We start from the raw sequence: 23,715 nt of genomic DNA, 5'->3' as shown, positions 1-23,715 counted from the left end.
ATCTAGGGTGAGTTAGGGAAACTCCTAGTAGTTTGGCGTTAAAAATTAATTAAAAATTAATTAATTCAAGTGGACATGGTGTCCAATTGAATTCAACGTTGCTTTCGGTCCTGGGTACACGGGGCCGGACAGACAAACTTTATTTGGAGACAAGATGTTGAAGCTTTCTAAACTCGCCACCGCAGTGGCACTCGTGGTTGCTGGTTCGGCCGCTGTGGCTGGTGAAGTGGAAGTCCTGCACTACTGGACATCCGGCGGCGAAGCCAAGTCTGTGGCTGAACTGAAGAAGATCATGCAAGGCAAGGGCCACACATGGAAAGACTTCGCAGTGGCTGGCGGCGGCGGTGACAACGCTGCTACCGTGCTGAAGAGCCGTGTCGTGAGCGGCAACCCACCTGCAGCTGCCCAGATCAAGGGTCCAGCCATCCAGGAGTGGGCATCTGAAGGCGTGTTGGCTAACCTCGACGCAACTGCCAAGGCCGAAAAGTGGGACGACCTGCTGCCCAAGGTGGTTGCAGACGTCATGAAGTACAAGGGCAACTACGTTGCTGCTCCCGTGAACGTGCACCGCGTGAACTGGATGTGGGCTAACTCTGCTGTGCTGAAAAAGGCCGGCGTGACCTCCACTCCCAAGACATGGGACGACTTCTTTGCTGCTGCTGAAAAAGTCAAGAAGGCTGGCCTGATCCCCGTTGCACACGGTGGCCAGAACTGGCAAGACTTCACCACCTTTGAGTCTGTGGCTCTGGGCGTGGGCGGTGTCAAGTTCTACAACGACGCGTTGATCAAGCTCGACGAAAAGGCTCTGACCAGCGCCACCATGACTAAGGTCCTGGAAACATTCCGCAAGGTCAAGGGTTACACCGACGCAGCCGCTCCTGGCCGCGACTGGAACCTAGCCACTGCCATGGTGATCCAAGAGAAGGCCGCATTCCAGTTCATGGGTGACTGGGCCAAGGGTGAGTTCTCCGCTGCTGGCAAGGTTCCCGGCAAGGACTACGTCTGCGCTGCTGCTCCAGGCACCGCTAACGCATACACCTTCAACGTGGACTCGTTCGCTATGTACAAGCTCAAGGACGCTGGCGCTCAAAAGGCACAGGCTGATCTGGCTGCTTCCATCATGGGCACCGAGTTCCAGGAAGTGTTCAACTTGAACAAGGGTTCTATTCCTGTTCGTTTGAACATGAAGATGGACAAGTTTGACGATTGCGCCAAGACATCCGCCAAGGATTTCGTGGACACCGCCAAATCCGGTGGCCTGGTTCCTTCCGTGGCCCACGGCATGGCTATCAAGCCCGCTGCTGAAGGCGCGATCAAGGATGCCGTGTCCCAGTTCTGGAACGACGACAAGATCTCCGTTGCTGACGGCGTTAAGAACATCGCTAAGGCCGCTGCTACAAAGTAAGCCCTGGCCGGCGCCAGCAGGCGCCGTTCTCTCGTTCGATAGCCCTATCTCTGTCTCAGGGGTAGGGCTATTTAAATCCCGTGTTCTTCAGGTCTATTCCCATGGCTTTTACAGCTTTCGCGCGCCGGTTTGCCGCTGCATGTGCTTTATGCGCAGGCGCAAGCGTGTTCGCGGGAGAGGTCGAGGTGCTGCACTATTGGACCTCTGGCGGCGAAGCCAAGTCGGTGGTTGAGCTCAAAGACATGATGGGAAAACGTGGGCACACTTGGCGCGACTTCACCGTGACCGGTGGTGGTGGCCAGAACGCCATGGCCGTACTCAAGCAGCGGGTGCTGGCTGGTAATGCCCCTGCAGCCGCCAATATCAAGGGCCCTGCCATTCAGGAGTGGGCTGAGTTGGGTGTACTGACCAACCTCGACGCAATGGCGTCTTTCGAGAAGTGGGACGAAACGCTCCCCAAGGTCGTTGCTGACCAAATGAAACACAAAGGCCGCTATGTGGCCGTCCCTGTCAATGTGCACCGGGTGAACTGGTTGTGGGCCAACTCCGCCGTGCTCAAAAAAGCAGGCGTTGCCGCGTTGCCCAAAACCTATGACGAGTTTTTTGCTGCCGCTGACAAAATCAAGGCCGCCGGCCTGATCCCCCTGGCCCACGGTGGCCAAGACTGGCAAGACTTCACGGTGTTTGAGTCCGTGGTGCTGGGTGTGGGCGGTGCAAGCCTTTACGACAAGGCACTGGTCAAACTTGACCGCGCTGCTATCAACAGCGATGACATGAAAAAGGCGCTAGAGACTTTCCGCCGCCTCAAGAGCTATACCGACCCCGCCTCCAGCGGCCGCGACTGGAATATCACCACCGAACTGGTGATCAACGGCAAAGCCGGTTTCCAATTCATGGGCGATTGGGCCAAAGGCGAGTTCCTGGCTGCAGGCCAAACGCCGGGCAAAGAGTTCACCTGCTCAGCAGCCCCTGGCACTGCCAACGCCTATACCTTTAACGTTGACTCTTTTGCCATGTTCCAGCTCAAAGGCTGGGAGGCCCAAAAGGCCCAGGGCTATCTGGCCTATTTGTTGATGGGCAAAGAGTTTCAGGAGAAGTTCAATCTGCGCAAGGGCTCCATTCCGGTCCGCTTGGGTATGAACATGGACAAGTTTGACGACTGCGCCAAAACCTCCAGCAAAGACTTTGTCGCCACCTCCGCTGCGGGCTCACTGGTTCCGTCGGTGGCACATGGCATGGCATTGCCGTCGTCGCAGCAAGCTGCAATGCGCGCTGCAGTAAGCGAGTTCTGGAACAACGACAAGCTGAGCGTGAGCGAAGCCGTCGCCAAATTGGTCGCAGTTAGCGCGCCAAAGCAAAAGTAAGACTTATGAAAACCATCGAAAACATCCTCCCCAAGCTGGTGATCGCCCCGGGCTTTGTGCTCGGCTTCGCCTTCATTTACGGATTCATGATCTGGAACGGCATCCTGTCGGTCACCGGCTCGCGCATGCTGCCCAACTACGACGAGTTCGTGGGCTTGGAGCAATATGTGCGCCTCTGGGAAATGGACCGCTGGTATGTCGCCTTGAAAAACCTTGGCATTTTCAGCGTTTTATATGTGGGCGGCTCCATGGCTCTCGGCATGGGCTTGGCGATTTTCTTGGACCAGAAAATTCGCGCCGAAGGCGTGCTGCGCACCATTTACCTCTACCCCATGGCTCTGTCATTCATCGTGACCGGCACCGCATGGAAGTGGATCTTGAATCCCAGTCTTGGCCTCGAAAAATTGATGCACGACTTTGGCTGGACCAGCTTCAGCTTCGACTGGCTGGTTCAGTCTGAAACCGCCATTTACTGCGTGGTGATTGCCGGTATCTGGCAGTCCGCCGGTTTTGCCATGGCTTTGTCGTTGGCTGGCCTGCGCGGCATTGACGACAGCATCATCAAAGCGGCCCAGATTGACGGCGCCTCGTTGCCCCGCATTTACTGGCGCATTATTCTGCCCATCCTGCGCCCAGTAGTGTTCTCCACCGTGTTGGTGTTGTCGCACTTGTCGATCAAGAGCTTTGACTTGGTCATGGCGCTCACCTCGGGCGGCCCCGGCTACGCGTCTGACGTGCCTGCCACCTTTATGTACGTGATGAGCTTCACCCGCGGCCAGATCGGCCTGGGCGCAGCCAGCGCCACCATGATGCTGGTGTTCGTGGCCGCCTTGGTGGTGCCCTACCTGTACAGCGAATTGCGCACCAAACCCCACGACCGTTAACCCACGACCGTTACTTACGACCGTCCCCCACGATCGCACCTTATGCTGACCAAAAACCTACCCCGCATCCTGATCTACGCCACGCTGCTGCTGGCCGCCTTCTTCTTTTTGGCGCCGCTGTACGTGATGTTGGCCACCTCGTTCAAGGACGCCGAGCAAATCCGCTCCGGCAACTTGCTGAGCCTGCCCACCTCGCTCAACTTTGAGGCCTGGTCTGCCGCCTGGTCCACCGCCTGCACCGGTGTGGACTGCCGCGGTTTGCAACCCTTCTTTACCAACTCCATCATCATGGCGGTGCCCGCGGTGCTGATCTCCACCGCGTGGGGCGCTATCAACGGCTACGTACTAAGCATGTGGAAGTTCAAAGGCAGCGAAGTGCTGTTTGGCTTCATGCTGTTTGGCGTGTTCATGCCTTTCCAGGTCGTGTTGTTGCCCATGAGCCAGGTGCTCGGTTTTCTGGGCCTGTCCAGCTCGCTGGGTGGCTTGATTTTGGTGCACTGCATTGCAGGTTTGGCCGGTACTACGCTGTTCTTCCGCAACTACTACACCGCCATCCCCAAAGAGTTGGTGAACGCTGCGCGCATTGACGGTGCCGGTTTCTGGCGCATTTTCTTCCGCATTGTGGTGCCCATGTCCACCCCGATTTTGATGGTGACCCTCATCTGGCAATTCACCAACATCTGGAACGACTTCCTGTTCGGCGTGGCCTTCAGCGGCGCAGACAGCAAGCCCATCACTGTCGGCCTGAACAACATGGCCAACACCTCCAGCAGTGTTAAAAGCTACAACGTCGACATGGCTGCGGCCGTGATTGCAGGTCTCCCCACCATGTTGGTCTACGTACTGGCAGGTCAATACTTCGTGAAAGGTCTCACCGCTGGCGCGGTGAAAGGATAAAAAATGGCAGCTTCTCTCCAAATCGCAGGCATTCGCAAAGTTTTCGGCAAAGGCGACAAAGCCGTTGAAGTCTTGAAAAAGATCGAAATCGACGTCGCCCCCGGCGAATTCTTGATCCTGGTTGGCCCCTCGGGTTGCGGCAAGTCCACCTTGCTCAACATCATTGCCGGTCTCGAAGAGCCATCCGAAGGTGAGCTGCGCATTGCCGGCAAAAACGTGGTGGGCGTAGCCCCCGCACAGCGCGACATTGCCATGGTGTTCCAGAGCTACGCCCTGTACCCCACCATGAGCGTGGCCGACAACATCGGCTTCGCCTTGGAAATGCGCAAGGTGCCCGTGGAAGAGCGTAAAAAGCGCATTGCCGAAGTGGCCGCTATGTTGCAGATCGAGCACTTGTTAGACCGCCGCCCTGCGCAGTTGTCTGGCGGTCAGCGCCAGCGTGTGGCCATGGGCCGTGCCTTGGCACGCGACCCTCAGCTGTTCTTGTTTGACGAGCCACTCTCCAACTTGGACGCCAAGCTCCGCGTGGAAATGCGCGCCGAAATCAAGCGCCTGCATCAAGTGTCTGGCATCACCAGCGTGTACGTGACACACGACCAGATCGAAGCCATGACCTTGGGCAGCCGCATCGCTGTCATGAAGGACGGCATCCTGCAACAAATCGGCACACCCGACGACATCTACAACCGCCCGGCTAACACCTATGTGGCCACCTTCATCGGCTCGCCCACCATGAACCTGATCAAGGGCCATGTGGAAGTGCCCGGCGCGCAAGGCCGCTTTACTTTCAACGGCAGCACCCTGGAGCTGGCAACCCCAGCCGCTGGCGACGCCACCCTGGGCGTGCGCCCCGAGCACATCGAGTTGATCGCTGGTGACGCTGCTTGGCGCGGCGAAGTGGCGGTAGTGGAACCCACTGGCGCTGACACCTATGTGGTCGTGAAAACAGCCTCTGGTGAAGTGACCGTGCGCACCGCCCCAAGCGCATCTTGGAAAGCCGGCGACCAAGTCGGCCTGCGCGTGAACCCTGCGAACACCAACTGGTTCAGCACTGCGACGGGTGTGCGTTTGGACGTTTAATTTTTCAAGACCTTAATGAAAAAGCCGGGCTGCCCTTATGGGGCAGCCCGGTTGATCCAAGGCTGTAAGCTGACTTTCACATTGCTCTAGGCTGGTTAGACCGCAACTCACTGAGCTCCGTTCGGAAGTAGTAGCTGGCAACACTGACGGTGAGCGGCTGTGCAATCTCATCAGACATCGTGAACTGTAGAGCCGACATTTCAATTCTTGAGGCAAGGAGGGTGTCAACAGTGGTTAAAAGACTGCCCAACACCTGCCAGAAAATTCGTTGATGCGTGTAGGTTGATAGATCAATTCTCGTCGTGCCAAAGAGATCCAGAAGTGCTGAAACTGTCTTTGGCCTATCCAGAACGACTGTGGCGTGCGCCAATGCGTGGCGGACTGCAGCGAACTTCATCTCGGGATTTGGCTGGAGCGCCTCGTAGACCTTAAACAAGGTCATAAATCGCTCTTCTCGCCCGCCCGTAAGTAACAGCTTGCCAAGGCCAATAACGGCATCAGCCAGGATCGGCTCCAAGGCTAGTGGGATAAGGAGATGTCTCCGCTCCCCTTCACAAAGAAGTTCGCAGTAGGCACTTGGTTCGATCTTACGGAGTTGCCTCGAACGCGTGACTATCAGTTCGTACGGTTGCCACCATGGCTCCAGAACCCGAAACTGATGCTGCCGGGCGGGTGCACGTGCCCAGTCCCGTTTCGGCATCAGTCTTACATACCCGTTGGACTCATGCGACATGATGAATTTGGCAATAAACGTTTGAATTCAGCGGCCGCCGGAGGCGGTCCGTTGTATTGACAGGTTGGGCATCACAGCTTGACGAGTCCGAATTGCAGATTCATCCACTGTCCGAGTATGGCAATGGCTACACAAACTAATAGAAGACCTATCGGCCGCTTGTACCACTGCTCCTTCTGTTCAAGCTCAATGTTGATTTGAAGTACGTCGGGTTTTGCCCCCGGGATTTGCCCTCGCTGCGCCATGAGTTCCTGCTCCCACCCAAGTTCCTCGACTTTTTGTATGGTCTTCTTGATTCGCCACGACAGACTTAATGCGCTATCCCACATGGTGCGTCCAATTGCTCCGCATACAACTACGAAAAGAAACCCAAGGTTTCCCGAAGTGTTGGGCTCCTTAGGATTGATAACTGGTGCCCACTCCCAGAAATATGAGAAAAACTGTGTTCTCTCGTAGATGAAGTAGACCAGTCGTTGAACTCCGCGACTCAGAGAAGAGAGGGCAGTTGTGTCACCAGCCATAGAAAAATAGATGCTCTTTAGCGCGGCAAATGCAAAAAAAGTATTGAGACAAGCATAAGGACCGCTGCGATAGTTCGCTGCCTTGTGATGCGATTTTTGGCTTCGTAGATTTTCATTTATGAATAGATGTCCGATGTAATGTGTGCAGGCACAACCTGCGGGATACTCTGGCGACTACGGGATAAGCTGAGCGTAGATCGCGCTGAAAAGCCTCTCGCAGACTCGATCTCAGAAATTTTCGTATCCGTTTGTACAGGTCTAAAAACTCCGACAAACCCAGCAGCTTGCAAGAAATGAAATGGGTTGCAAATTGCTAGATTTTCACGGGAATGTTGCCTTCTGAATATCCCCTGTTCGGGTGAATTCGCTGGTATCCGCAGGCGGGTTGAGCCGGTCGATGCACCACACTAACCATCACCCCTGCAACGGCAACTCCAACCGAATCGTCAACCCATGCGGCAATGTCGTCTGCGCAGTTGCCGTTCCGTTATGCCGCCGCGCAATTTCCGCCACGATAGACAAGCCCAGGCCGCAGCCGCCGGGCAGTTCGCTGGCGCGCCAGAAGCGTTCAAACACGCGCTCCAGATGCTCGGTCGAGAGGCCGGGGCCGGTGTCTTCCACATCCAGCCAGCATACGCCGTCGCGCACCGTGGTGCGCAGCGTGACTACGGCGCCTTTGCCGGCGTAGCGCAGGGCGTTGTCGATGAGGTTGCTCAGCACTTCGCGCAGCAGTAGTTTGTCGGCGGGCACCATCACGCTGTCTTCGCCTTCGTAGCCCAGGTCCACGCCAGCTGCTAACGCGCGGCGGGTCCATTCGCGGGCCACTTCGCGCGCGAGTGACGCGGCATCCACCGGCACCAGGCTCACCTCCGCCTCGGTGCGGGCCAATGACAGCAGCTGGTGCACCAGGTGGGCGCTGCGCTGGGCGCCGGTGTGCACTTTGGTCAGGCGCTGTTGCAGGGCGTCGGGGTCTGTCTCTTGCATGGCCAGCTCGGTCTGGCTGATGAGGCCGGCCAGCGGCGTGCGCAGTTGGTGGGCGGCATCGTTCAAAAAGCGCTTTTCCTGGCTCAGGCTGCGGCGCAGGGTGGTGAGCAGTTGGTTCAGGGTGTTAGCCAACGAGTGCACTTCTTCGGGCGCTTGCGTCATCTCGATGGGCGAGAGCGACGCCATATTGCGGTTGGCCAGCTGCGCTTCCAGCCGCTCCAGCGGCGCCAGCCCGCGGCGCACGCCCTCGTACACCAGCACGCTCAACACGGCGCCCAGCAGCAGAAGCGGGAAGAGCACATCGCGCACCAGCTCGCGGGCTATACGCTGCTGCGCGACCAGGCTTTTGGCCACCTGCACCCGCATGCGCTGGTCGGTAAAGCCATCGCCAAAACTCAAGTCGATGGATGCGACCCGCATGGGCTTGCCGTCCATGACCACCTCGTACAGCACGGGTTCGTTGTCGGCGGAGTAAAGGTCGGGCGTGCGCCCGGGAATTTTGGTGTTGCCGAGCAAAAAGCTGCCTGGCGGCGATGACACCATGTAGGCCACGCGGTCGTCCGGGTCTTGCTCAATGATGTCGCGTGCTGCGCGGGGAAAGTCGATCAACAGGCCCGAGCCCATGGGCTTGACCTGCCGCGACAGCGAGCGCACCGATTGCGTGAGCGATTGGTCAATGGTCTTTTCGGCATAGGCCAGCGCGACCCGGAATGCCAGCACGCCCCCCATCAGCCACAGCACCAACTGTGGCAGCAACAGCCATATCAAGAGCTGTCGCTTGAGCGAAAAGCGCGCAGGGCGGCTCACGGGGTGTCCGATTCGAGCATGTAGCCCAAGCCGCGTACGTTGCGGATGTTGAGGCCACTGTCGTTGAGTTTGCGGCGCAGGCGGTGCACGTACACCTCCAGCGCATTGGAGCCGGCGGCACCACCTTCTTGCGGCGCGGTTTGCCAAACGGCCAGCACGTCTTCGCGGCTCACGACTTGCCCCATGTTGTTGACCATCAGCGAGAGCAAGGACCACTCGCGGTGGGTGAGCTCCATCGCTTCTTCGCCCAGCCAGCCCAAGGGCAGTACCGGGTCGAGGCGCAGGTTTTTGCTGGTGCTGCTCTGCACTTCGAGCGAACCGCCAAAGGCGGGCAGCCGCGAGCGGCGCAGCATGGCCTCCAAGCGGGCAAGCAGCTCGGCCATCTCAAAGGGTTTGGTGAGGTAGTCGTCAGCGCCAGCGTTCAAGCCTTGCACCCGGTCTTCCACGCCATCGCGCGCGGTGAGGATGAGTACCGGCAGCGCAGCCAGGCGCTGGCGTATCCAGATCAGCACGGTAATGCCGTCCACCACAGGCAAGCCCAGGTCGAGCACCACGCCGTCAAAACGGGTGGACTCCAGCAGGTTTTGGGCTTGTGCGCCGTCGCTGGCGCTGCTCACGCTGTGGCCGGCGTGCACCAGCTGCGCGCACAGGCCGTCGCGCAGCAATTCGTCGTCTTCAACAATCAGTAAATGGGCCATGGCGCGAGCATACCAAGGCAGAGCGCTCTGCCCTGCGCGGATCTACCCTCAGGCAAGCGGCGCCGGTGCCAGCCCAGCCGCAATAGCGTCAGCGCGTGCGGTTTGGATGAATTGACCAATCTTTGGGCCAGTAGCGCCCGCCGCTATTGCGCGAGCAGCTATGGAATCTGTAGCGACGGCCAGCGCCAAGTCGAGGGCCTGCCCCAGCCGTTGGGCTTGGGGGTAAGGCGTGTCGGTCAGGCCAAGGCGGCCTTGGGCATCGCACTGGCAGGCAAGCAATGCCGCGCGAAAGCGCTCGGGTTTGCGGATGGCGTCGCAGCGCTCTAGGAGGCGCAGCAGGGCAGCAGCATTGAGCGAGCCGCTGCGGTGGATGTTGCCGTGCTCGCGGGCCACCACGTCGGCCAGCTCGGCGCTGTCGTTGGGCACCCGCAGGCGCTGGCACACCGCTTTGAGCAGGCGGGCACTGCGTTCCTCATGCCCGATGTGGCGGGGCAGCACGTCGGTGGGCGTGGTGCCTTTGCCGAGGTCGTGGCCCAGGCAGGCAAAGCGCACCGCCAGTGGCGCACCCAGTTGGGCGGCGCGGTCCAGCACCAGCATGACGTGCACACCGGTGTCGACCTCGGGGTGGTGCTCGGGGCTCTGGGGCACGCCCCACAGGCGGTCCAGTTCAGGCAGAAGGCGCTTCAGGGCTCCGCAGCTGCGCAGCACCTCGAACATGCGGGAGGGGCGGGCTTCCATCAGCCCTTTGGACAGCTCTTGCCGCACGCGCTCGGGCACCAGGTGGTCCACCTCGCCGTCTTCCACCATGGCCTGCATGAGCGCCGTGGTTTCGGGAGCCACGGCGAACTCGGTCAACCGCGCGGCAAAGCGGGCTACGCGCAGGATGCGCACCGGGTCCTCGCGGAAGGCGGGGGTCACATGGCGCAGCACGCGCCTCTGCAGGTCGGCCTGGCCGCCGAAGGGGTCTATCAAGTTTTTAGCATCAAAAGTACCATTGGCCCAGGTGCTTTCTGCGCGAGCAGCTATGGAATTGATAGTAAGGTCGCGCCGGGCAAGGTCTTCTTCCAGCGTCACGTCCGGCGCAGCGTGTACCGCAAAGCCGCGGTAGCCGGGCGCGGTCTTGCGCTCGGTGCGGGCCAGCGCGTATTCCTCTTGGGTGCGGGGGTGCAAAAACACCGGGAAGTCTTTGCCCACAGCCATAAAGCCCGCATCCAGCATCTGCTGGGGGCTGCTACCCACGACCACCCAATCGCGGTCTTTGACTTCCAAGCCCAAAAGGGCGTCGCGCACCGCGCCGCCCACCAAAAAGGTGCCGGTGTTGAGGTGGGTGCCGGTGGGGTGGGAAGGCATAAAAGGCGGTTCAGCGTTGCAGGCGGTAGGGTTCTTCAAAGTCCAGAAAGTCTTTTTCGGCCAGGGCGCCGGTGATCCAGTCTTGCACACCGGGCAGTGCCAGCACGCGGGACACATAGGCGCCCACCACCGGGCTGACCGGCAGGCCGTAGGTTTTGAGGCGGGCACATACCGGGGCGAAATACGCATCCGCCACCGAGAACTGGCCAAACAACATGGGGCCGCCGTACTGGGCCAGCAGCTCGGTCCACATGGCGCTCAGGCGGACCACGTCGGCACGCACTGCCGGTTTGTCGCGCCAGATGAGGGCACCTGTTTCGAGCAGGGTGGCTTCGATGTTCATCGGGCAGTTGCTGCGCAGGCCGGTGAAGCCGGAGTGCATTTCGGCGCACACGCTGCGGGCGCGGGCTCGGGCCGTTTTGTCAGCGGGCCAGAGCTGCAGGTTGGGAAAGGTCTCGGCTACATATTCGGCAATCGCAAGCGTGTCCCACACCGCCAAATCGCCATCCATCAGCAGCGGCACTTTGCCAGTAGGGGAGAGCGGGGCGAGTGTGGTTTTGAATTGCGACTGGCTCTCGAACGAGTCGAAGCGGACCATGACCTCTTCAAAGTCGATACCCGCCTGCTTCAAGAGTACCCAGGGGCGCATGGACCACGAGGAGTAGTTCTTGTTGCCGATGTAGAGCTTGATCATGCGCAATCCTTGGTCAAATTCGCATGATAGTCGGGCCTAAAGGGGTTGGCGACTCAGAGGAGGCCGCCCTATACTGAATGCATAAGCGCAGACTTCCAAGTATTGCCAACACCGGGAGGAGACCCCATGTCGTACCAAGCAGTTCGCCCTGACCGGCGTCATTGGCGTTACGGCCTGTGGCGGTGTGTTGCTGTGTGCGCAGGCTTGGTCTCGGGTGCTGCGGCTGCCCATACGATCCGCTTTGCACCGGAGAAAGACTACCCCCCGTTCGTGAGCGCAAGCCCCACCGGGCAAGTGCAGGGCTTGTCAGTGGATGTGCTCGAGATCTTGCGACCGCGCTTGGGCGGCGAGTTGCAGATGTTGCCCCCGGATAACCTGGCCAACATTCTCGATGCGGCCCGCCGCGGGGAGGTGGACTTGATCTCCTCATTGCGCCCCACCCCCGAGCGGGCCGAGTTCTTGGCATTCACCGAGCCCTATGTCAAAGTGCCTGCTGTGTTGGTGGTCAAACAAGGGCCGGCGGCCCCTGTTTTGGCAGACCTTGCAGGCCGTTCAGTGGCGGTGGGCAAGGGCTATGCGGTGGAAACCTTTGTGCGCACCCACTACCCGCAGATCCGCTGGGTGGCTGTGAGCGATGACATGAGCGGCTTTCAGCTCTTGATGCGTGGCGAGGTCGATGGTGTGGTGGCGGATGTCGCCAGCATCAGCGATGCCAAGCGCCACAGCGGTGTGCGGGGGGTGCAAGTCGGCGAGACATTGCCCTTTGAGTACGCGCTGAGCTTCGCCTACCGCAAAGAGCTGACAGCTCTGGGCAGTGCCCTCAACGCCGCCCTTCAGGATATTTCGCCTGCCACCCGCCAGGCGCTGCTACGCCGCTGGATCGATGTGGACACTCTCACCTACGAAGACCCGCTCCACGTCTGGTTACGACGGGCAGCGTTGGGCTTGACGTTCATCGGGGTGCTGCTCATGCTGGTTTGGCGCGCACGCACCCCACTTTTAAAAGACAGGGACCCCCGTGCAGACTGACGCACTCCGGGTGGCTATGGCAGTGGGCGTTGCTCGTGGGCGCGGCGGCATGTGTGTCACTGACGATCTCCGATCCGCGCTCGGGACAGGTGATGGTGTGGTTTGCCAATGCTTTTGGTGCTGTCGCCCTGATGCGCTTGCCCAAACGGCAGTGGCCGGCCTTTCTGGTGCTGGTGGCGCTGGTCCTGTGGGCGGCGCATGGTGGCTTTGCGCTGGTGTCGCCAAATGTGGCCGTCAGTCAGGCCGGTGGCTTGCACACGGCCTGGGTGGCTTTTGTCGACGTACCGGGCTACTTGTTGGGCATGGTGCTCGCCGCCCTGTAGCTGGAGCGGCTGCCTGCGCTGGGGCAGGCCGGCGAGAGCCCTACGGTTCAGGCCCAAGTTTTGCTGCGCGGAGCGCTGTTGCCCGCCATGGTGTCTGCGCCGCTAGGTGGGCTGGCGGGTGTATTGGCCTTGCGGGGCGATTGGTCGACTATGGCCTTGAACTGGTTGGTGGGCGGCACCATTGGTTCGGTTGCCATGCTGCCACTGGTGTTACTGCTGGCGACCCGGGGTGTGCGCAGTGCGGCCCGAGGTTGGTTCCGGCCGGTTCATGTAGGGATGGCGCTGATCAGTCTGTCAGTGGTGTTGTGGTCGGCCACCAGTTTGCCCAAACCCTTTGTGGTGATGTTGGCGCCGATGGTGTGGGTAGCGGTGCGCAGCACCTTGCTCAACAGTTTGGTGATCAACAGCCTGATCGCGCTGGCCATGGCTGCTCTGATACGCGTGGGCGTTTTGCTGCCACCCCCATCGTCTATCTGGTGGGGCGATGCGGTGTTCTACATCTCGGTATTGGCTACCCTGTTGCCGGGTTTGTTTCTGGCCGTTTTGTCCGAAGGGCAGCGCCGCATGACCCAGGCCTTGGCGGACCGCGAGGCCCGGGCACTGAGCCTGTACCGCGCGACGCCGGCCATGTTGCACTCGATCGATGGCAGCGGCCGCATCGTGCAGGTCAATCAGCTGTGGCTCGACACCCTGGGCTACCAAGAGGCCGATGTGTTGGGGCGGCATGTTGCGGATTTCATGACATCCGGGTCCGCTCGCTATGCGCGCGATGTCGTGATTCCGCAGGCTTTGCACGATGGCCGCTGCGACAACGTGGAATACCAGTTTCTTACCCGGGATGGTGCAGTGCGCGATGTATTGCTCTCTGCGCTGTGGGAGTTTGATGCAGACGGCAAACCCCAGCGCAGCCTCGCGGTGCTGCAGGATGTAACCGAGAAAAAGCGCTTGCAGGCCCGCAGCCACTTTGCCGAGCACGATGCCCTGACCGGCCTGCCCAACCGTGTGCTGTTGCATGATCGCTTGAAAATGCTGTGTGCCCACCACGATCGCCACAACGGCCTGTTTGCGGTCGGCTTTTTGGACCTCGACCATTTCAAAGAAGTCAACGACATGTACGGCCATGACGCCGGCGACGCCCTGTTGCAAGCCGTGGCCCGCAGGTTACAGGGGGTGTTGCGGGCGGAAGATACCGTGTCCCGCCTCGGGGGCGACGAGTTTGTGATGTTGCTGGGTGGGCTGTCGCACAGCGGTGAGCTCTCGACCTTGGTGGCCAAAATCATGGCGACGTTTGCAGAGCCTTGCCACCTAGGCCCGGGACCGGATGGGCCTGTGATTCAAGTGGCTGCTAGTCTCGGCTTGGCCATTTACCCGGGCGATGGCACAGACTCGCAAACCTTGTTGCTGCATGCCGATCAGGCGATGTATGAGGCCAAGCGCTGCGGCCGCAACCGCTGCGCGTTTTACCGCCGGCCGGCTTAAGGCAGGTCGAGGCCACCTTCCGCGGTGCTCGTATCGCGCGGGCCTACCACCCCCAGCCGTGCTTTCAGCGACTGGGGTTGCCCAGTGATCAGCGCAGAGTACAGCGTGGTGTTGGCCAAGACTTTTTTCACGTAGTCGCGGGTCTCGGTAAACGGCACGTTTTCCGCCCAAATAGCCGCTTCCCAGGTGGGGCCACCGGCTTGCCCGCGCCAAATACGCGGCCGTCCGGGGCCTGCGTTGTAGGCAGCGGCTGCCATCGGCATGGAGCCGTTAAAGCTGTCCAGCACCAGCTTGAGGTAGCCGGTGCCGATGGCGATGTTGGTATCCCGCTCAGTGATTTGATGTGCCTGGAAGTCGTTGAGCCCGATTTTTTTAGCGGTCCATTTGGCGGTTGCTGGCATGACTTGCATCAGCCCGGCTGCGCCCACCACCGACTTGGCGTCGGTAATGAAGCGGCTTTCCTGGCGGATCAGCCCGTAGACGTAAGCCGGGTCGAGCCCGATCAGCTGGGTGCGCGCCAGTACTGCTGATTTGTGGGGCATGGGGTAGCGCTGGTCCACATCGACCATGCCTTTGGTGCGCTCGCTGGTGTTGATGCAGCGGTCCCACACTTCGGCCTTGCACGCCAGATCGGCGGCGGCCAGTAAGGAGCGGTCATCCAGTCCGCCACGGTTATGCAGGTTGGTGGTGTAGTTCCACTCCCGCACTCCATCGCTGCGCAGGCCGATCTGTATGGCATAGAGCGCACGCGCTAAACCGGGGTTCTTTTTGGCCTGGTCTTTTTCGTCTGCGGTGAGTGGGGCTGGTTTGGGCGGCGTCACGATTTTCTGGCCCAGTTCTTCAAGGGCCAGCATTTCGTAAAAGCCTTTGGTCCCCGCAATCGACTCCAGCAGGGCTTGGCTTTCCATTTTTGCCGACTCCACATTGCTGCGGCGGGCCAACGCACGGGCACGCCAATAGACCCAGGTAGGGTCGTTGCGCATGGATTCAGGCATGGCGTTGATCGCATCAGTGACCTGGTTCCAACGCCCGGCACGCAGGGCCGCCCGTGCGGCCCAAGCGAGGTGGTCCTCATGCATTTGGTTGAGTTGACCTTTGGCAAAGTAGCCAGTGGCGTTATCGGAAAGTTTTTGTGCCGCCCGTTTGCCAATGACGCCCCAGATCCAGCTGCGCTCTTCTTGGGTGAGCTGTGCTTTCCAGCGGAGTTTGTCGACCTCTTCCGCGGCTTCCTCCAGGTCTTGATCCGCCAAGCGGATGATGGCCAGTGACACAAACTCCCGCGTTTGTGGCCGCAGCGCTGTAACCTTGTCGTTCAGGTATTTGGCTGGCGTGTTGTAGATGGTGTTGATGGTTTTGACGTAGTCTGTATCCAACGCACCGGCGGCTTGGGTTGCGACGCGCAGGCGGTCGTTTTCCATGCCGAGGCGCGCCCAGACCCAGACGCTGTGAGAGCTTATTTTTTTGTCTTTGACCAGCTGGGTCGCCAAGCTACCGCAGGCGTCGTCGGCCTCCTTCAGGCCCCACCACACGGACTCCAAGGCTTCTGTCACATCTGTACCACGGGTGTTGTAGTCTGCCCAGAGCGCATAGCAGCGTACCGATCGGTCGTCGTTCATGCGGTAGAGCGGGTATTCGCGGCTGAAGGTGTCCCAATCGCGGGAACGGCCTAGCCGCAGCAGCCATTCCGCGCGCAAGCGGTCTTCCTGGTAGGTGCCGTTGTAGCGGTTCAGGAAATCCTGGATTTCTGACTTGCTGGCATCGTCCAGCCGGGCGGACATGTCCCAGTAGGCTGCCCAAGGCTCGAGGATGTGGCCGCGTACTCCCGGGAGTGCAGCGGCAAGGCGTTTGCGGTCGCGGGTTTTATAGGCCTGTGACAGGTCCAGAACAGTCTCGTCCAGGCGGCTAAGGTCACGCCCTTGGGCGTATGCTGAGGGGGTAGTGGTGGACATCAGGGCGCCGCAAAGGGCGAGTGATGTCAGAATGGCTGAAAACTGCATGTGGGGATTATGGATAACTCGGACGACAGCAAAGCTGCACAAAAGAAAGCCCTTCGCAAGGCGCTACTGGATCAACGTCTGGCCATGCCGGATCGCCTACAGCGCGCCGATTTATTGCAGCGTGTGATGCGCATTTGGCTGGTGGGCCGGCCGGATGCGGTCATTGGCGCCTACTGGCCCATCAAAGGCGAGTTCGACCCCTTGCCCGCTTTGCACCGCTGGAAAGAAGACGGCGAGCTGATTGACCAACCCCAGCCGCGCCGCATCGGCTTGCCGGTGGTGAACCGGGAGCACAAAACCATGACCTTTCATGCGTGGTACCCCGGCTGCCCGATGGAAGAGGACGCGTACGGTATCCCCAAGCCCAAGGACACCGAGCTGATCGTGCCCACACTGCTGTTTGTGCCCTGTGTTGGCTACGGCCCCGGTGGCTACCGCCTGGGTTATGGCGGTGGCTTTTATGACCGCATGCTGGCGAGCTTGAGTCCGCGCCCCTTTACCGTGGGCCTGGGGTTTGGCACAGGGTTTGTCGACGACTTCGAGCCAGAGCCCCATGACATGCCTCTGGATGCCATCTTGAACGACCACGGAGTCGTCTGGCCAGTTCGATGACACGGGCCATCAGGCCCGGCGGCGTGCGGATCAGCGTTGCATGAGCACGCGCACATCCGCCTCGTAGGCTTGCAGCGTTTGCTGGAGTTTTAGGCGTTGTGCCGGGCTGGTGCCGTTGTGGAGCTCGGCGGCAGATTCACAAAAGTTGCTCCGGACCCGCTCGGTGTATTGCTGAAACGCCGGATCGGGTGATTGGGTGCTGCGCAGCAGCAGCGCCCGCACCTCTGCTTGCTGCTGCAGTTCAGTTGAGGGTGTGGCCTTCAGTGCACGCAAGGTTTGCAGAATGTCCTTTTGGCGGCGCATGGTTTCTTTGTATTGCGAGGCAGCGTCAAACGCGGACGCTTCCAGTTGGGCGCGCAGCGCTTGTTTCTGGGCGTCGCTCAGGCGGCCGTAAAAACTCTCGGTGCGATCGAGTGCAGATTTCATCCGGCGGTTCAGGCGGTCTTGCGGGGTACCGTCCATCCACTCTTCCCGCCATTCTTGGTTGCGTTTGTCCCAGGCACGGGCAAGGTGGTCGAGTTGCGCAAGGGTCAAGGTCGGTGCAATTGCCAGCGCGGTGGGCGTGGTGCGGTCCAACACGGTTTGAAATCGTGTTTCCAGGTACCTGGAGAGTTGGCACACCTGCTCACTCGTCACATTGTTGGGGGCTGCCGTTTGCAAGTTCTTGAGCATGTCCGCGATCTGCGGAAGCTCTTCTTTTCGGTGCCAGGTTTGTAGCGCTTGCAGATCGCTACGCAGCTTGAGGCTTTGGGGGTTGTCCAGGTCGAGGTAGCCGTCCAGCCACCAGTAGGATAAGTCGGGTGCGTTGTTGTAGGCCAAACGGACTGCTCCACAGCCAGTCAAAGTCGCCGCAACGCTCAGCAGCCCGATAATGGCGAACCAGCGCCAGGCATTGCGCCAGAGGCGCGCTAACTTTCCAAGTTTCAATAAAGGCATGGCTTTGACTTCTAGTTCCCCTCTTGCAAACGTCGAATCGTCTACTGCACCGGTGGATGTGGTCATTATGGCGGCGGGCAAAGGCACGCGCATGTGTAGCAAAATTCCCAAGGTCTTGCAGCGCTTGGCCGGCCGGCCGCTGTTACAACATGTGGTCGATACGGCTGCCGATTTGCAGGCCCGCCATGTGGTGGTGATCACCGGGCATGGTGCTATCGAAGTTGAAGCAGTCTGCGCAGGTTTTTCGGGGGCTAGCGCCGGTTTTTCTTTGAATTTCGTGCGGCAGGAGCCTCAGCTCGGCACTGGGCACGCGGTGCAGCAGGCTGTGCCGGCACTGCCGGATGACGGTGTGGTGGTGGTCTTGTCCGGTGATGTGCCCTTGACCCAATCTGACACGCTGTTTCACTTGATCCAGGCCAGTGGCGGTGACAAGCTGGCCCTGCTGACGCTGGAGCAAAGCAACCCGGCCGGTTATGGGCGTATCGTGCGCGACGCCAGTGGCGCGGTGCAGGCCATCGTGGAGCACAAAGACGCCAGCGAAGCGCAGCGCGCCATCACCGAGATTTACAGCGGAATCATGGCGGTGCCTGCTGCGCGGCTGAAGGCCTGGCTAGCTCGCCTGGACAACCGCAATGCCCAGCAAGAGTATTACCTGACCGATGTCGTGAAGTTCGCGGTGGCGGATGGTGTCGAAGTGGTCGGGCACAAGATCACCGACGCGGTGCAGGTCGCCGGTGTGAACAGCCCGGTACAACTGGCAGAGCTGGAGCGGGCCTACCAACTGCAGCAAGCGCACCGGTTGATGGAAGAAGGCGTGCGCCTGGCAGACCCTGCCCGCATTGATGTGCGGGGCGATTTACTCTGCGCCCACGATGTCAGCATCGATGTGAACTGCGTGTTTGCGGGGCAGGTGAGTTTGGGGGAAGGGGTTTCGGTCGGCGCGAATTGCGTGATCGCGAATGCCGTGATCGAGGCGGGTGTCGTGATTCATCCTTTCACCCATATCGATGGCGAGAAGCAGGGCGTGAGCGTGGGGGCTGGCGCGCTCATCGGGCCGTTTGCCCGCTTGCGCCCCGGCGCGCGGCTGGGGCCCGAGGTGCACATTGGCAACTTTGTGGAAGTGAAAAACTCCACCATGGCCGCCGGTGCCAAAGCCAATCATCTCGCCTATTTGGGCGATGCCACGGTGGGTGAGCGGGTCAACTACGGTGCCGGCAGCATCACCGCCAACTACGACGGTGCGAACAAACACCGCACAGTGATTGAGGCTGATGTGCACATCGGCAGCAACTGTGTGTTGGTGGCCCCTGTCACCATCGGGGCTGGGGGAACTGTGGGTGGTGGCTCCACCATCACCAAGAGCACCGAGGCTGGCGCATTGAGCGTGGCCCGTGGCAAGCAGGTGAGCATTCCCAACTGGAGTCGCCCGGTCAAAAAGCCGAAAGCTTGATGCATGGCGGAGCGGCTTTCTCACCAAGATCTGCAGCGGCGGGTTGACGCACTCGAAGCGGAGCTGGCCGCCACCCGTGCGAGCTTGCAAGAATTTACCTACGCGGTATCCCACGATTTGCGGGCGCCTCTGCGGCATTTAGTGTCGTTTGCGCAGTTGCTGGAAGAAGAGGCCGGTTCGCAACTGCAAGGCGAGAGCGCCGATTTTTTGCGCACTATTTCTGCATCGGCCCGGCACATGGGCGAGCTCTTGGATGCGCTGACAGGTTTGTCACGTATCGATGGGTTACCGGTGCAATGGTCGGATATCGCGTTGGAGCCGCTGTTGAAAGATGCGTGGGCCCAGGTGCAGGCGACGGACCCGGCGCGAGATGTGCCGGTGGAATGGAGCATTCCGGCCGGTGCGGTGCTGTCTACGGATCCCCAGCTGTTGCGCCAAGCCGTGTTGCAGGTGCTTGGCAATGCTTTTAAATTTACAGCGCGTACGCCACAACCGCAGGTTCAGGTCACGGTGGATCTGGAGCCGGGCGGCGACCTGGTGTGCCGGGTCGTGGATAACGGTGCGGGTTTCAACCCTGCCATGCAAGACAAGCTTTTCAAGGTATTCGGGCGCCTACACACCGCCAAGCAGTTTCCCGGTTTGGGAGTAGGGCTGCTGACTGCACAAAGGCTGTTGCACAACGTGGGTGCAAGGGTGAGTTTGACCGCAACAGCACCGTGCGGAGCGGTCGCTGAGATCAGGTTTCAAGGCACAAAAGAAAGCCCGACTGAGCGAGTGTGATTTTTTCAGCCGGAGACTGGTTCTCATGAAAGGAGCAGCCTTCAAAATGATGCTCACCCCGTTGATGTACGAAAGGTGCGGTGATCAATGTGTGGGTGGCGGGTTTTGTACGTGCTATGGGCGATGAAATCCCGGGAAAAAATCAAAATGGCATCGCTATGTTGCTGAAAGAGAAATAATGGACGGTCTATAAATCGCTAAAGTGCCTTCATGGATCGTTTGCTCTCAATGCGTGTGTTTCAAAAAGTCATCGACGAAGGGGGCTTTGCTGCAGCCGCGCGTGCCTTGGATATGTCGCCGGCCGTGGTGACCCGATTAGTCGCCGATTTGGAAGAGCACCTTGGTACCCGCCTGCTGCATCGGTCGACCCGGCGGATTTCATTGAGCGAGCCCGGTGATGCGTATCTCGCGCGGGTGCGTGCGATTCTGCAAGACATCGACGAGGCAGATGCCATCGCCCACCTTCATACGCAGGAGTTGTCAGGCGAGCTCAATGTGCTGTCGACCCCTGTGCTGGCGACCTATGTGTTGGCGCCGTTGCTTGCGGGCTTCCGGGCGCAGTACCCCAAAATCACCCTCCATGTGCAAGTGGAGTCCTTCGAAGAGCCGCCAGTGGAGGCACACGATGTGACGCTGTTCACTGCGGACGAGGCTTTTGATGGAACGATCGTGGCCCGAAAAATTGCGTCAACCCGTGGCATTCTGGTCGCCACCCCTGACTATTTGCGCCGCATGGGGATTCCTGTTAACCCGCAGGATTTGGCGAATCACCATTGCCTCGAACTCAAAGGCGGTATTGCGCGCCACCGGCGTTGGCATTTGCGCAATGAGCTGGACTTGAACGAATCCATAGACCTGAATCTCACCCCGGTTCTCAGCTCCAACCATATTGAAACCTTGATTTCCGCTACGCTGGATGGTGCGGGCATCACCCCTTGCACGGTGGAGTTGGTTGCCCCATTTTTAGCCAGCGGTGACTTGGTGCGGGTGCTGTCGCCGTGGGTTGCAGGTCAGCTGCACCTCTATGCAGCCTTGCCCAGCCGGCAGTATTTGCCAAGGCGTACCAGGGTATTTTTGGACTATTTGTCGGAGCAAACCGCATTGTTGTTGGCAGGCGCTCACGAGGCCTGCGGCGGCCAATGCCAGTGAACTGAACTCACGGCTTAGCGGGGTACATGCATCGGCAGCTCCGCGCCAAATTTGCTGCGATGTACGCTGAAGAAGGCTTTCACGTTGCGCACATTGGCATCGGTGGTGAACAAGCGCTGGGTGAGGGCCCGGTAAGCCGGCATGTCCCAAGTGTGGACCACGAGGCAAAAGTCAGGGCCCGGGGACACCCGGTAGCACTGTTGCACTGCGGCCTCTAGCGCCACTCTCTTCTCAAATGCTTCCATTGCGCCGGTATCTTGCCGGTCCAAAGAGACTTCCACGATCGCCGTGAGCCCGTGGCCCGTGTGGGCCGCCAGGGTTTGTGGGTTCAGCACGGCCACTTGCTTTTCAATCAAGCCGCTTTCACGCAGGCGTTTTACACGGCGCAAGCAGGTCGGCGCCGAGGTGTGAACCCGGTCAGCCAAGACCTGATTGCTCAGGGATGCGTCTTTTTGCAGTTGATCCAGCAACTGCAGATCAATGGCATCAAGCTCTATTTCTTTCATTGAATGACATTTTTTGAAATAAAAATATATTGTCTCGTAATGGTGAAATTTAAAGTCAAAAAACTTTGAATTTCAATCGGTAATTTCTTATCAAAACTCTACCATTCGCTCCATTGTTTGTTTTGGAGGTTTTCTATGTGCGGCATCGTCGGCGCGGTTTCTACCCGGAATATTGTTCCCGTTTTGGTTCAGGGCTTGGAGCGCCTAGAGTACCGGGGTTACGACTCCTGCGGTGTTGCGGTGTACGGGCTGGGGGCACAGAGCGGCCTGCGCCGCGCGCGCAGCACGGCACGGGTGTCTGAGCTGATGGAGCAGGTGGCTGCAGGTGATGTGCAGGGACATTTGGGCATTGCACATACCCGCTGGGCCACCCACGGCGCCCCTGTGGTGCACAACGCCCACCCTCACTTCAGCCATGGAACCGGTGCAGATGCCGAGAGTAAGCCCGGCCGCATCGCGCTGGTGCACAACGGCATCATTGAAAACCACGATGAACTCCGTGCAGCGCTCAAGGCTAAAGGTTATGTGTTTCATAGCCAGACCGACACCGAGGTGATTGCCCACCTGGTCGATAGCCTCTATGACGGTGATTTGTTCGAGTCCGTCAAGGCCGCTGTTTTGCAGTTGCACGGTGCGTATGCGATTGCCGTGTTTTGCAAAGATGAGCCGCAGCGTTTGATTGGTGCCCGGGCGGGCTCGCCCCTGATTTTGGGCGTTGGAAAAGACGGACAAGAGCACTTTCTGGCGAGTGACGCAATGGCCTTGGCCGGTGTGACTGATCAGATCGTGTACCTGGAAGAGGGTGATGTGGTCGACTTGCAGCTTGGTAAGTACTGGTTGTTCGACAAAGCGCACAAGGCGGTGGCGCCTGCACAGCGCCCGGTCAAAACCGTGGTGGCCCACAGCGGCGCGGCCGAACTGGGCCCGTACCGCCATTACATGCAAAAAGAGATTTTCGAGCAGCCCCGCGCCATTGCCGATACGCTGGAAGGCGTGGAAGGCATCGTGCCGGAATTGTTTGACCAACAAGGTAACCACCAGCCCGGTGCCAATGCGGCCCGTGTGTTCCAGCAGATCGACAATGTGTTGATATTGGCGTGCGGCACCAGCTATTACAGCGGCTGCGCCGCCAAATACTGGATCGAGAGCATTGCCAAAATTCCGTGCAATGTGGAAGTTGCCAGTGAGTACCGGTACCGGGACTCGGTTCCCAACCCCAAGACCCTGGTAGTCACCATCACCCAGAGTGGCGAGACCGCAGACACGCTGGCGGCCTTGCGCCATGCACAAAGCCTGGGCATGCAGCACACGCTCACCATTTGCAATGTGGCTACCAGCGCCATGGTACGCGAATGCAGCCTGGCGTATGTAACGCGGGCGGGTGTGGAAATCGGCGTGGCATCCACCAAGGCCTTTACCACCCAGTTGGCAGGCCTGTTTTTGCTGACCTTGTGCCTGGCCCAGGCCAAGGGCCGTTTGAGTGATGCGGATGAGGCCCGCCATTTGAAAGCCATGCGCCATCTGCCGGCGGCGCTCCAGGCGGTGTTGGCTCTGGAGCCCCAGATCATTGCGTGGGCCGATGACTTCGCCAAAAAAGAAAACGCTCTCTTTTTGGGCCGTGGTCTGCATTACCCGATTGCCCTCGAAGGTGCACTCAAGCTCAAAGAAATCACTTACATCCACGCCGAGGCTTATGCGGCAGGAGAACTCAAGCACGGGCCATTGGCACTCGTGACGAGTGACATGCCGGTGGTGACGGTGGCGCCGAATGACACGCTGCTTGAAAAACTCAAGAGCAATATGCATGAGGTGCGCGCGCGAGGTGGTGTGCTCTATGTGTTGGCGGACGCTGATACCAAAATTGAGAGTGGCGAAGGATTGCATGTCATTCGTATGCCCGAGCATTACGGCGAGCTTTCTCCCTTATTGCACGTGGTGCCCTTGCAACTGCTGTCGTACCACACGGCTTTGGCTAAGGGTACGGACGTCGACAAGCCGCGCAACCTCGCCAAGAGCGTGACCGTCGAGTAAGCCTCG

The 23,715-nt window shown here is 59.6% G+C and carries 22 protein-coding genes; 13 read left to right on the top strand and 9 right to left on the bottom strand.

The features are described from left to right. Positions 1-154: 154 nt before the first annotated feature. The 5 genes from U5L73_RS16640 to U5L73_RS16620 all read left to right on the top strand — a co-directional run bounded on the left by U5L73_RS16640 (position 155) and on the right by U5L73_RS16620 (position 5,630). Positions 155-1,405, top strand: coding sequence for an ABC transporter substrate-binding protein (locus tag U5L73_RS16640; RefSeq protein ID WP_322563380.1), 1,251 nt, complete (start codon positions 155-157; stop codon positions 1,403-1,405). Between the two features lie 101 nt (positions 1,406-1,506). Next, on the top strand, positions 1,507-2,769 hold the full coding sequence (locus U5L73_RS16635) for an ABC transporter substrate-binding protein (RefSeq protein WP_322563379.1): 1,263 nt from the start codon (positions 1,507-1,509) through the stop codon (positions 2,767-2,769). Positions 2,770-2,774: 5 nt separating this feature from the next. After that, positions 2,775-3,653 carry a carbohydrate ABC transporter permease gene (locus U5L73_RS16630; protein WP_322563378.1) on the top strand — a complete coding sequence of 293 codons (879 nt, stop codon included), beginning with the start codon at positions 2,775-2,777 and terminating at the stop codon, positions 3,651-3,653. A gap of 42 nt (positions 3,654-3,695) precedes the next feature. Continuing rightward, positions 3,696-4,550, top strand: coding sequence for a carbohydrate ABC transporter permease (locus U5L73_RS16625; RefSeq protein ID WP_322563377.1), 855 nt, complete (start codon positions 3,696-3,698; stop codon positions 4,548-4,550). 3 nt (positions 4,551-4,553) lie between these two features. Further along, complete coding sequence (locus U5L73_RS16620) at positions 4,554-5,630, top strand: ABC transporter ATP-binding protein (protein WP_322563376.1); 1,077 nt, start codon at positions 4,554-4,556, stop codon at positions 5,628-5,630. A gap of 76 nt (positions 5,631-5,706) precedes the next feature. On the opposite strand, the gene U5L73_RS16615 is transcribed toward U5L73_RS16620, so the two are convergent. From U5L73_RS16615 to U5L73_RS16590, 6 genes are all read right to left on the bottom strand, one after another. After that, a complete protein-coding gene (locus U5L73_RS16615) occupies positions 5,707-6,147 on the bottom strand; it encodes a hypothetical protein (RefSeq protein WP_322563375.1) in 441 nt (146 codons plus the stop codon). A 287-nt stretch (positions 6,148-6,434) separates the two neighbouring features. After that, complete coding sequence (locus U5L73_RS16610) at positions 6,435-7,004, bottom strand: YniB family protein (protein WP_322563542.1); 570 nt, start codon at positions 7,002-7,004, stop codon at positions 6,435-6,437. 294 nt (positions 7,005-7,298) lie between these two features. After that, positions 7,299-8,675 carry a sensor histidine kinase gene (locus U5L73_RS16605; RefSeq protein WP_322563374.1) on the bottom strand — a complete coding sequence of 459 codons (1,377 nt, stop codon included), beginning with the start codon at positions 8,673-8,675 and terminating at the stop codon, positions 7,299-7,301. Next, positions 8,672-9,373 (bottom strand): response regulator transcription factor, encoded by a 702-nt coding sequence (locus U5L73_RS16600; protein WP_322563373.1) that lies wholly within the window; start codon positions 9,371-9,373, stop codon positions 8,672-8,674. The genes U5L73_RS16605 and U5L73_RS16600 overlap by 4 nt, the downstream gene beginning before the upstream one ends. A gap of 48 nt (positions 9,374-9,421) precedes the next feature. Further along, positions 9,422-10,723, bottom strand: a complete 1,302-nt coding sequence (locus U5L73_RS16595; RefSeq protein WP_322563372.1) for a multifunctional CCA addition/repair protein — start codon at positions 10,721-10,723, stop codon at positions 9,422-9,424. A 10-nt stretch (positions 10,724-10,733) separates the two neighbouring features. Then, positions 10,734-11,417, bottom strand: a complete 684-nt coding sequence (locus U5L73_RS16590) for a glutathione S-transferase family protein (protein ID WP_322563371.1) — start codon at positions 11,415-11,417, stop codon at positions 10,734-10,736. 126 nt (positions 11,418-11,543) lie between these two features. On the opposite strand from U5L73_RS16590, the gene U5L73_RS16585 reads away from it, so the two are divergent. From U5L73_RS16585 to U5L73_RS16575, 3 genes are read left to right on the top strand one after another with little or no spacing between them, the layout of a single operon-like run. Next, positions 11,544-12,446, top strand: coding sequence for a transporter substrate-binding domain-containing protein (locus tag U5L73_RS16585; RefSeq protein ID WP_322563370.1), 903 nt, complete (start codon positions 11,544-11,546; stop codon positions 12,444-12,446). A gap of 53 nt (positions 12,447-12,499) precedes the next feature. Beyond that, a complete protein-coding gene (locus U5L73_RS16580) occupies positions 12,500-12,769 on the top strand; it encodes a hypothetical protein (protein ID WP_322563369.1) in 270 nt (89 codons plus the stop codon). A gap of 60 nt (positions 12,770-12,829) precedes the next feature. Beyond that, entirely contained in the window at positions 12,830-14,248 is a 1,419-nt protein-coding gene (locus tag U5L73_RS16575) for a diguanylate cyclase domain-containing protein (RefSeq protein WP_322563368.1), read from the top strand. Here U5L73_RS16575 and U5L73_RS16570 read toward each other — a convergent pair. Continuing rightward, positions 14,245-16,245, bottom strand: coding sequence for a lytic transglycosylase domain-containing protein (locus U5L73_RS16570; protein ID WP_322563367.1), 2,001 nt, complete (start codon positions 16,243-16,245; stop codon positions 14,245-14,247). The two genes, U5L73_RS16575 and U5L73_RS16570, sit on opposite strands and share 4 nt — an antisense overlap. Positions 16,246-16,254: 9 nt before the next feature. Here U5L73_RS16570 and U5L73_RS16565 point away from each other — a divergent pair, with 9 nt between their 5' ends. Continuing rightward, entirely contained in the window at positions 16,255-16,857 is a 603-nt protein-coding gene (locus tag U5L73_RS16565; RefSeq protein ID WP_322563366.1) for a 5-formyltetrahydrofolate cyclo-ligase, read from the top strand. Between the two features lie 30 nt (positions 16,858-16,887). Here the strand turns inward: U5L73_RS16565 and U5L73_RS16560 are convergent, their stop codons facing one another. Then, entirely contained in the window at positions 16,888-17,793 is a 906-nt protein-coding gene (locus U5L73_RS16560; protein WP_322563365.1) for a DUF6279 family lipoprotein, read from the bottom strand. Between U5L73_RS16560 and glmU the strand changes: the two genes are divergently transcribed. From glmU to U5L73_RS16545, 3 genes are all read left to right on the top strand, one after another. Further along, positions 17,792-19,243 (top strand): bifunctional UDP-N-acetylglucosamine diphosphorylase/glucosamine-1-phosphate N-acetyltransferase GlmU, encoded by a 1,452-nt coding sequence (gene glmU / locus U5L73_RS16555; protein WP_322563364.1) that lies wholly within the window; start codon positions 17,792-17,794, stop codon positions 19,241-19,243. The genes U5L73_RS16560 and glmU overlap by 2 nt on opposite strands. A 3-nt stretch (positions 19,244-19,246) precedes the next feature. Beyond that, the gene (locus U5L73_RS16550) at positions 19,247-20,023 is read left to right on the top strand and encodes a sensor histidine kinase (RefSeq protein ID WP_322563363.1); all 777 of its coding nucleotides are present in this window, start codon (positions 19,247-19,249) and stop codon (positions 20,021-20,023) included. A gap of 210 nt (positions 20,024-20,233) precedes the next feature. Beyond that, the gene (locus U5L73_RS16545) at positions 20,234-21,172 is read left to right on the top strand and encodes a LysR family transcriptional regulator (RefSeq protein ID WP_322563362.1); all 939 of its coding nucleotides are present in this window, start codon (positions 20,234-20,236) and stop codon (positions 21,170-21,172) included. Between the two features lie 14 nt (positions 21,173-21,186). On the opposite strand, the gene U5L73_RS16540 is transcribed toward U5L73_RS16545, so the two are convergent. After that, entirely contained in the window at positions 21,187-21,678 is a 492-nt protein-coding gene (locus U5L73_RS16540) for an Lrp/AsnC family transcriptional regulator (RefSeq protein ID WP_322563361.1), read from the bottom strand. Positions 21,679-21,813: 135 nt separating this feature from the next. Here U5L73_RS16540 and glmS point away from each other — a divergent pair, with 135 nt between their 5' ends. Next, complete coding sequence (glmS, locus tag U5L73_RS16535) at positions 21,814-23,709, top strand: glutamine--fructose-6-phosphate transaminase (isomerizing) (RefSeq protein ID WP_322563360.1); 1,896 nt, start codon at positions 21,814-21,816, stop codon at positions 23,707-23,709. The last annotated feature ends 6 nt before the right edge of the window (positions 23,710-23,715 follow it).

The organism is Rhodoferax sp., from assembly GCF_034520025.1.
In the GTDB taxonomy this organism is placed as follows: Bacteria; Pseudomonadota; Gammaproteobacteria; order Burkholderiales; family Burkholderiaceae_C; genus Allorhodoferax.
This window is presented reverse-complemented; position numbering and strand designations above follow the sequence as displayed.

Excerpts from the sequence above, each read along its gene's own strand:
- U5L73_RS16640 (WP_322563380.1), top strand. The coding sequence starts at position 155 with ATGTTGAAGCTTTCTAAACTCGCCACCGCAGTGGCACTCGTGGTTGCT.
- U5L73_RS16635 (WP_322563379.1), top strand. The coding sequence starts at position 1,507 with ATGGCTTTTACAGCTTTCGCGCGCCGGTTTGCCGCTGCATGTGCTTTA.
- U5L73_RS16630 (WP_322563378.1), top strand. The coding sequence starts at position 2,775 with ATGAAAACCATCGAAAACATCCTCCCCAAGCTGGTGATCGCCCCGGGC.
- U5L73_RS16625 (WP_322563377.1), top strand. The coding sequence starts at position 3,696 with ATGCTGACCAAAAACCTACCCCGCATCCTGATCTACGCCACGCTGCTG.
- U5L73_RS16620 (WP_322563376.1), top strand. The coding sequence starts at position 4,554 with ATGGCAGCTTCTCTCCAAATCGCAGGCATTCGCAAAGTTTTCGGCAAA.
- U5L73_RS16600 (WP_322563373.1), bottom strand. The coding sequence starts at position 9,373 with ATGGCCCATTTACTGATTGTTGAAGACGACGAATTGCTGCGCGACGGC.
- U5L73_RS16595 (WP_322563372.1), bottom strand. The coding sequence starts at position 10,723 with ATGCCTTCCCACCCCACCGGCACCCACCTCAACACCGGCACCTTTTTG.
- U5L73_RS16590 (WP_322563371.1), bottom strand. The coding sequence starts at position 11,417 with ATGATCAAGCTCTACATCGGCAACAAGAACTACTCCTCGTGGTCCATG.
- U5L73_RS16585 (WP_322563370.1), top strand. The coding sequence starts at position 11,544 with ATGTCGTACCAAGCAGTTCGCCCTGACCGGCGTCATTGGCGTTACGGC.
- U5L73_RS16570 (WP_322563367.1), bottom strand. The coding sequence starts at position 16,245 with ATGCAGTTTTCAGCCATTCTGACATCACTCGCCCTTTGCGGCGCCCTG.
- U5L73_RS16565 (WP_322563366.1), top strand. The coding sequence starts at position 16,255 with ATGGATAACTCGGACGACAGCAAAGCTGCACAAAAGAAAGCCCTTCGC.
- glmU (WP_322563364.1), top strand. The coding sequence starts at position 17,792 with ATGGCTTTGACTTCTAGTTCCCCTCTTGCAAACGTCGAATCGTCTACT.
- U5L73_RS16560 (WP_322563365.1), bottom strand. The coding sequence starts at position 17,793 with ATGCCTTTATTGAAACTTGGAAAGTTAGCGCGCCTCTGGCGCAATGCC.
- U5L73_RS16550 (WP_322563363.1), top strand. The coding sequence starts at position 19,247 with ATGGCGGAGCGGCTTTCTCACCAAGATCTGCAGCGGCGGGTTGACGCA.
- U5L73_RS16545 (WP_322563362.1), top strand. The coding sequence starts at position 20,234 with ATGGATCGTTTGCTCTCAATGCGTGTGTTTCAAAAAGTCATCGACGAA.
- U5L73_RS16540 (WP_322563361.1), bottom strand. The coding sequence starts at position 21,678 with ATGAAAGAAATAGAGCTTGATGCCATTGATCTGCAGTTGCTGGATCAA.
- glmS (WP_322563360.1), top strand. The coding sequence starts at position 21,814 with ATGTGCGGCATCGTCGGCGCGGTTTCTACCCGGAATATTGTTCCCGTT.